The 5,423-nt window shown below is 63.5% G+C and carries 6 protein-coding genes; 4 read left to right on the top strand and 2 right to left on the bottom strand.

From position 1 onward, the window contains the following. Window positions 1-172: 172 nt before the first annotated feature. Both mce and RWT78_RS27855 read left to right on the top strand, forming a co-directional pair. A complete protein-coding gene (gene mce / locus RWT78_RS27860; protein WP_037131968.1) occupies window positions 173-646 on the top strand; it encodes a methylmalonyl-CoA epimerase in 474 nt (157 codons plus the stop codon). A 40-nt stretch (window positions 647-686) separates the two neighbouring features. After that, entirely contained in the window at window positions 687-1,745 is a 1,059-nt protein-coding gene (locus RWT78_RS27855) for a hypothetical protein (protein ID WP_003945156.1), read from the top strand. Between the two features lie 7 nt (window positions 1,746-1,752). Here RWT78_RS27855 and RWT78_RS27850 read toward each other — a convergent pair whose 3' ends face one another. Continuing rightward, window positions 1,753-2,097, bottom strand: coding sequence for a hypothetical protein (locus RWT78_RS27850; RefSeq protein ID WP_054828484.1), 345 nt, complete (start codon window positions 2,095-2,097; stop codon window positions 1,753-1,755). 19 nt (window positions 2,098-2,116) lie between these two features. Continuing rightward, entirely contained in the window at window positions 2,117-2,791 is a 675-nt protein-coding gene (gene nucS / locus RWT78_RS27845) for an endonuclease NucS (RefSeq protein WP_007733244.1), read from the bottom strand. Between the two features lie 42 nt (window positions 2,792-2,833). On the opposite strand from nucS, the gene RWT78_RS27840 reads away from it, so the two are divergent. Beyond that, window positions 2,834-4,426 (top strand): adenylate/guanylate cyclase domain-containing protein, encoded by a 1,593-nt coding sequence (locus RWT78_RS27840; protein ID WP_003945158.1) that lies wholly within the window; start codon window positions 2,834-2,836, stop codon window positions 4,424-4,426. 141 nt (window positions 4,427-4,567) lie between these two features. Further along, complete coding sequence (locus RWT78_RS27835; RefSeq protein ID WP_161120702.1) at window positions 4,568-5,194, top strand: dihydrofolate reductase family protein; 627 nt, start codon at window positions 4,568-4,570, stop codon at window positions 5,192-5,194. Window positions 5,195-5,423: the final 229 nt, after the last annotated feature.

The following is a 5,423-nucleotide window of genomic DNA, read 5'->3' as shown; positions in this document are numbered from 1 at the left end:
TTCAACGATCCGAGGAGTCGACCCATCGGGGTACGAGCTCCCGCAACAATCACAGAACTGGTCACGATTTCCTCCGGCTGCAAAAGAGACATAGTCGTCGGTTCCGTGCGGCCTAAGAGCCAAGTCACATCCCGACGTGTACTCCTCAAACGGTAGCGCTACCGTGAAAGGTATGACACAGACCTCCCCCAGTTCTGCACTCGCACCTTTGTCGTCCGACCTCGTCGTCGCGATCGATCACGTCGGAATCGCGGTGCCCGATCTCGACGTGGCAATCGCGTGGTACACGCAGCACCTGGGCATGGTGTCGACCCACGAGGAAATCAACGAATCGCAGGGCGTGCGTGAGGCCATGCTCTCCGTCGTCGGCTCCCCCGCCGGATCCACTGCCGTTCAGCTGCTCGCGCCTCTGGACGAGAACTCGACCATCGCCAAGTTCATCGACCGAAGCGGCCCCGGACTCCAGCAGCTCGCCTACCGGGTCACCGACATCGACGCCATCTCCGCCGAGCTTCGCGACCGCGGGGTTCGGTTGCTGTACGACGCTCCCCGACGCGGTACGGCCAACTCGCGCATCAACTTCATTCACCCGAAGGACGCCGGCGGCGTCCTGGTGGAACTGGTCGAACCCGACGCGAGCCACTAGCAGACCCGACTCCAGCTCGTATGCCAGGTAGATTGTCGCCATGGCATACGAGCAGGACCGCGGTTCGATCCAACTTCCGTTCCAGATCGCACGGAAGGGATACGACCGCGACGAGGTACGCAACTACTTCGAGCGATTCGACGCGGAGCTGCGAGTTACCGCGGCTGATCGTGATGCTGCCGCTGCGCAGGCCCGTGACCTCGCCAAGCAGCTCGACGATGCACGCGACGACATCGACGACCTCCGCAAGGACGTCGACCGCCTCTCGGTACCGCCCACCACTGCGGAGGGCATGAGCGATCGCATCAGCCGCATGCTGCGCCTTGCCTCCGACGAGGCCTCGGAGGTGCGCGCGAAGGCCGAGGCCGACGCAGCCGAGATGACCTCCATCGCCGAACAGGACGGCGCCCGCCTTCGTGGGCACTACGAGTCGCTGATCGCCGAACTCGAGGACCGTCGCAACGCGATGGAAACCATGCACGAGCAGACCATGGCGCAGGCCCGTACCGAAGCCGCCCGGATCGTCGAAGCCGCGCAGGCCGAGCGGGATCGACTGGCTGCCGAGTCCGAGGCCAAGCGCACTCAGATCCGCGAAGACTTCGACATCTCGATGTCGGAGCGCCGCGCCAAGGTCGTCGCCGCCGTCAACGAGTTGGAGTCGTCGAGCAAAGCAGAGGCCGAGCGTCGACTCGCCGATGCGTCGCACGAGGCTCAGCGCAGGCTGCAGGCCGCCACTGATCAGTCCGAGCGCAAGATCGCTCACGCGAAGGAACTCACCGAAGAACTGCGCGTTCTCCGTGGCCGAATCCTGGCTCAGCTCTTGGGCATTCGCGGACAACTCGATTCGGTTCCGGCTATGCTCGCATCGGTCAACCGGGAGAGCGAACTCCTCGATGCACCGCCCGCTCCGGTCATCGTCGAAGCCGAGGAAGATCTCGAGATCGAAGACAAGAAGGCCGACGCAGATAAGGTCGACGCAGAACCGGTCAAATCAGAACCGAGTATCGACGAAGACGACGTTCTCGAGGACTCGGACGAGACGAACACCGCCGAGATCGACACCCGCGCCGTCGAGCAGCGAGCCCAGTCCAGGAACTGATCGACGCTCAGGACCACCGTCTGGTCAGGCTGCGCGTACCGCGGCCTGACCAGCATCCGGTATGCCAGTGTCGACGCTCGTTCGCGCCGCCCGGTTCCGAAGGCCACGTCACCACGTGAGCGACGCCGGGTCTGATGTCGTGATCACAACCGGGGCAGCGATAGAACTTCGTCGCGTTGGAGCCGGGTATCGGCCTCACCATGTACATTTCACCGCCCGGCCCGGGTTCCTCCCGGACCAGCGCCCCGCCGAACAACACACCGCTTGGTGACGCCGACTCCGCGCTCGAATCCCGAGCACGCCGAGTATCCGTTCGACGGGTTTGCTTCGGCGAAGGTTTGCGGCGCGGCATGGTTCGAGTCTAAACAGCGTCAGAAAAGACGGAACTCGGTGCTTTCGGTGCCCCGCAAGGCCTCGTAGTCAAGGACCAGGCAACGGATCCCACGGTCGTTGGCCAAAGTCTTTGCCTGCGGCTTGATCTGTTGCGCTGCAAAAACTCCCGTGACCGGCGCGAGCAGCGGATCGCGGTTGAGCAATTCGAGGTAGCGCGTCAACTGCTCGACGCCGTCGATCTCGCCGCGACGCTTGATCTCCACCGCCACCGATGCACCGTCCGCGTCTCGGACCAGAAGATCGACCGGCCCGATGGCCGTCATGTACTCACGCCGCACCAACGTGTAGCCGGGGCCGAGTGTCTCGACATGCTCCGCCAGAAGTTCTTGAAGGTGTGCCTCGACACCGTCCTTGATCAAACCCGGATCAAGGCCGAGTTCATACGACGAATCGTGCTCGACCTCTTCGAGAGTGATCCGGAGTTCCTCGCCCGCCTTGTTGGTGACGACCCACAGGATGTCGTCGCCGTCCCCGGTGGTCTCGACCAACCAGCACGGCGGACTCATCCAGTTGAGCGGCTTGTACGCCCGATCGTCGGCATGGATACTGACCGAGCCGTCGGCTTTGACCAACAGCAGTCGTCTTGCGGTAGGGAGGTGGGAGGTCAGGCGTCCCACATAGTCGACACGGCAACGAGCAATAACTAGGCGCACCGGACCACCCTAAGCGATCATTACGACTACTCTCGACACACTATGCAGCGAAGCCGTGTCCCGAGTGCGCCCCTGGGGTCGTGGCTGCTCGGATCCACCGACGAAAGCCCCAGGCGCCGCCGAATCCGCGTCCAGGCACTACTCACCGCGCCCCTCCTGGTCACAAACCTGATCGGAGCGGTACTGGCGATCGTGCTCATCGGATTCGTGGTTCCCGGCCCCGGGATCATCCACCCCGAATTCGCATGGATCAACTTCATTGCCGTGCCCGTCTTCATCGGGTGTGTCTTTCTCATCGGACTGCTGTGGGGCACCAAACGGCTGATGCGGGATCTTCGATGGGCCACCGAGGATCACCCACCGACAGAGCAGAATCAACGCGCGGCGCTGCGCGGGCCGTGGCGACTGACCCGAGTGCAAGCCGTCCTGTGGACGGCCGCGCTCATCACCTTCACGACCATGTACGGAATCGTCGACCCCGATACCATTCCGAAAGTTCTGTTCACCGTGGCTTTCAGCGGTATCACCACGTGCGCTTTCTGCTACCTGCTCAGCGAGTTCGCACTCCGCCCGATTGCTGCGCGTGCACTCGAATCCGGAGCACCCCGCAAGGCTGCCGTTCTCGGACTGACCGGCCGGACAATCCTCGTATGGCTGCTCGGAAGCGGAGTTCCCGTCACCGGCCTGATGCTCGTAGCGGTCTTCAGCTTCATCCGGCCTGCTTCGTGGCAAGCCCTCGCGACCGCGATCCTCGTCATCGGCGGGATCACTCTGTGCGTCGGACTCGGGCTGACATACATCAACATTCGGTCCGCCGCGGCCCCCATTCGGTCCGTGCGACGAGGAATGGAACAAGTCACCCGTGGCGACCTCACCGCGTCCGTCGTCGTGTACGACGGAACGGAACTGGGACTACTGCAGGCCGGCTTCAATCGCATGGCCGAGGGTCTGCGCGAGCGAGAGCGAATACGCGACCTCTTCGGGCGCCACGTCGGACACGAGGTTGCCGCAAACGCGGTTCGCCGAAACCCGGAACTCGGCGGTGAAGAACGTGACGTTGCCGTTCTCTTCGTCGACGTCATCGGATCGACCACCATCGCGGCCACCAACTCCCCTACGGCGGTGGTCGCTCTACTCAACCGTTTCTTCGACGTCATAGTCGACGAGGTCGACGCGCACGGCGGATTCGTGAACAAGTTCGAGGGCGACGCAGCGCTGGCGATCTTCGGAGCGCCGACGACACTCGACGATCACGCCGGCAGCGCACTCGCCGCTGCCCGCAAGATTCAGCAGCGCCTGCGTGCCGAGGTTCCGGAAGTGAGCGCGGGAATCGGCGTCGCCGCAGGTGTTGCCGTAGCCGGGAACGTCGGTGCGCGAGAAAGATTCGAGTACACCGTCATCGGTGATCCCGTCAACGAAGCGGCGCGACTGTCCGAGGTCGCCAAGACGGTTCCGGGTAACGTCGCCGCATCCGGACGGGCTGTGGCTGCCGCTGACAGCGCCGAGGCTGCACAGTGGTCGATCACCGAGAACATCACCCTTCGCGGCCGCCTCGAACAGACCGAGCTCGCGATTCCGTGCGACGCCCTAAAGTCCGAGACCAGCCCGTCAGACTCCGTGCCGGTTCAGCCCTGACCCCACCTCCCCCCTGAGCGAACGGCACGCTCGGTCGATCCAAGGCGATCAACGCCACGTTCGCTCGATGACTTTCCCGCTTCTCGACGGTCTATATCGGCACAGCGAAAATCCGACGACGCCTGGGAGATGGGTACGACTATGAAACTGACGACCTTTACCATCGTCACTCTCGACGGTGTGATGCAAGGACTCGGTGGTCCGGACGAAGATCGCCGTGGCGGATTCGAGCGGGGCGGCTGGTCCGCGCCATTGGTGGACACCGAAGCCATGGATTATCTCGTCCAGGTCTACCAGCGAGCTGACGCGTTCCTGTTCGGGCGACACACGTACGAGATCTTCGCCGGCTATTGGGGCGCGTTCGAGAATCCCGACGTCAACCCCATTGCAAGCGCCCTGAATTCGCGGCCCAAGTACCTTGCGTCGACGACGCTCACCGATCCGCAATGGACGAACACGACAGCCCTTTCAGGTGACACCGCCACAGCTCTCGGCGAACTGAAAGCCAGACCCGGCGGTGAGCTTCAGGTGCACGGCAGTGGCAACCTGTGCCGCTGGCTTCTCGCGAACGATCTGGTCGACGAGATGATCCTGCTGATCGTTCCGGTGGTGGTAGGCCAGGGCACGCGACTGTTTCCCGACTCCGGACCGGACATCGCACTAGAGCTGGCCGAATCGCGAGCCACATCAAAGGGCGTGACGATTCAGAGGTATCTGCCGGCTGGCCGGCCGAAGTATGCGACTGCCACCGCCGACGGCATCGACTGATCCGGACAAAGCGCCCGTCGTCCTCAGTCGTGCTCCCGCCCCTGATGGTGTGAACGTACCGTTCCCCTCGCCTAAGAGGGTGAGCGTGTCGTTCACTCGATGCGGGGGTGCCAGCGGGGATGCCCCCCTTCGATCGTGCGAACGGTACGTTCGGTCGATCTGAGGCGACGAAAGTGCCGTTCACTCGAAGTCGGGGCCGGCGGGGGTGTTTTGGTGGGGTGTTTTGGGT

It is taken from the genome of uncultured Rhodococcus sp., from assembly GCF_963525155.1.
Taxonomy (GTDB): domain Bacteria; phylum Actinomycetota; class Actinomycetes; order Mycobacteriales; family Mycobacteriaceae; genus Rhodococcus_F; species Rhodococcus_F qingshengii.
Note: the sequence above shows the minus strand (reverse complement) of the source record. Positions and strands in the feature narration are given on the sequence as shown.

What these genes read in the sequence shown, in the direction of transcription:
- RWT78_RS27840 (WP_003945158.1), top strand. Translation starts at nt 2,834, where the DNA reads ATGCAGCGAAGCCGTGTCCCGAGTGCGCCCCTGGGGTCGTGGCTGCTC.
- RWT78_RS27850 (WP_054828484.1), bottom strand. Translation starts at nt 2,097, where the DNA reads ATGCCGCGCCGCAAACCTTCGCCGAAGCAAACCCGTCGAACGGATACT.
- RWT78_RS27855 (WP_003945156.1), top strand. Translation starts at nt 687, where the DNA reads ATGGCATACGAGCAGGACCGCGGTTCGATCCAACTTCCGTTCCAGATC.
- RWT78_RS27835 (WP_161120702.1), top strand. Translation starts at nt 4,568, where the DNA reads ATGAAACTGACGACCTTTACCATCGTCACTCTCGACGGTGTGATGCAA.
- mce (WP_037131968.1), top strand. Translation starts at nt 173, where the DNA reads ATGACACAGACCTCCCCCAGTTCTGCACTCGCACCTTTGTCGTCCGAC.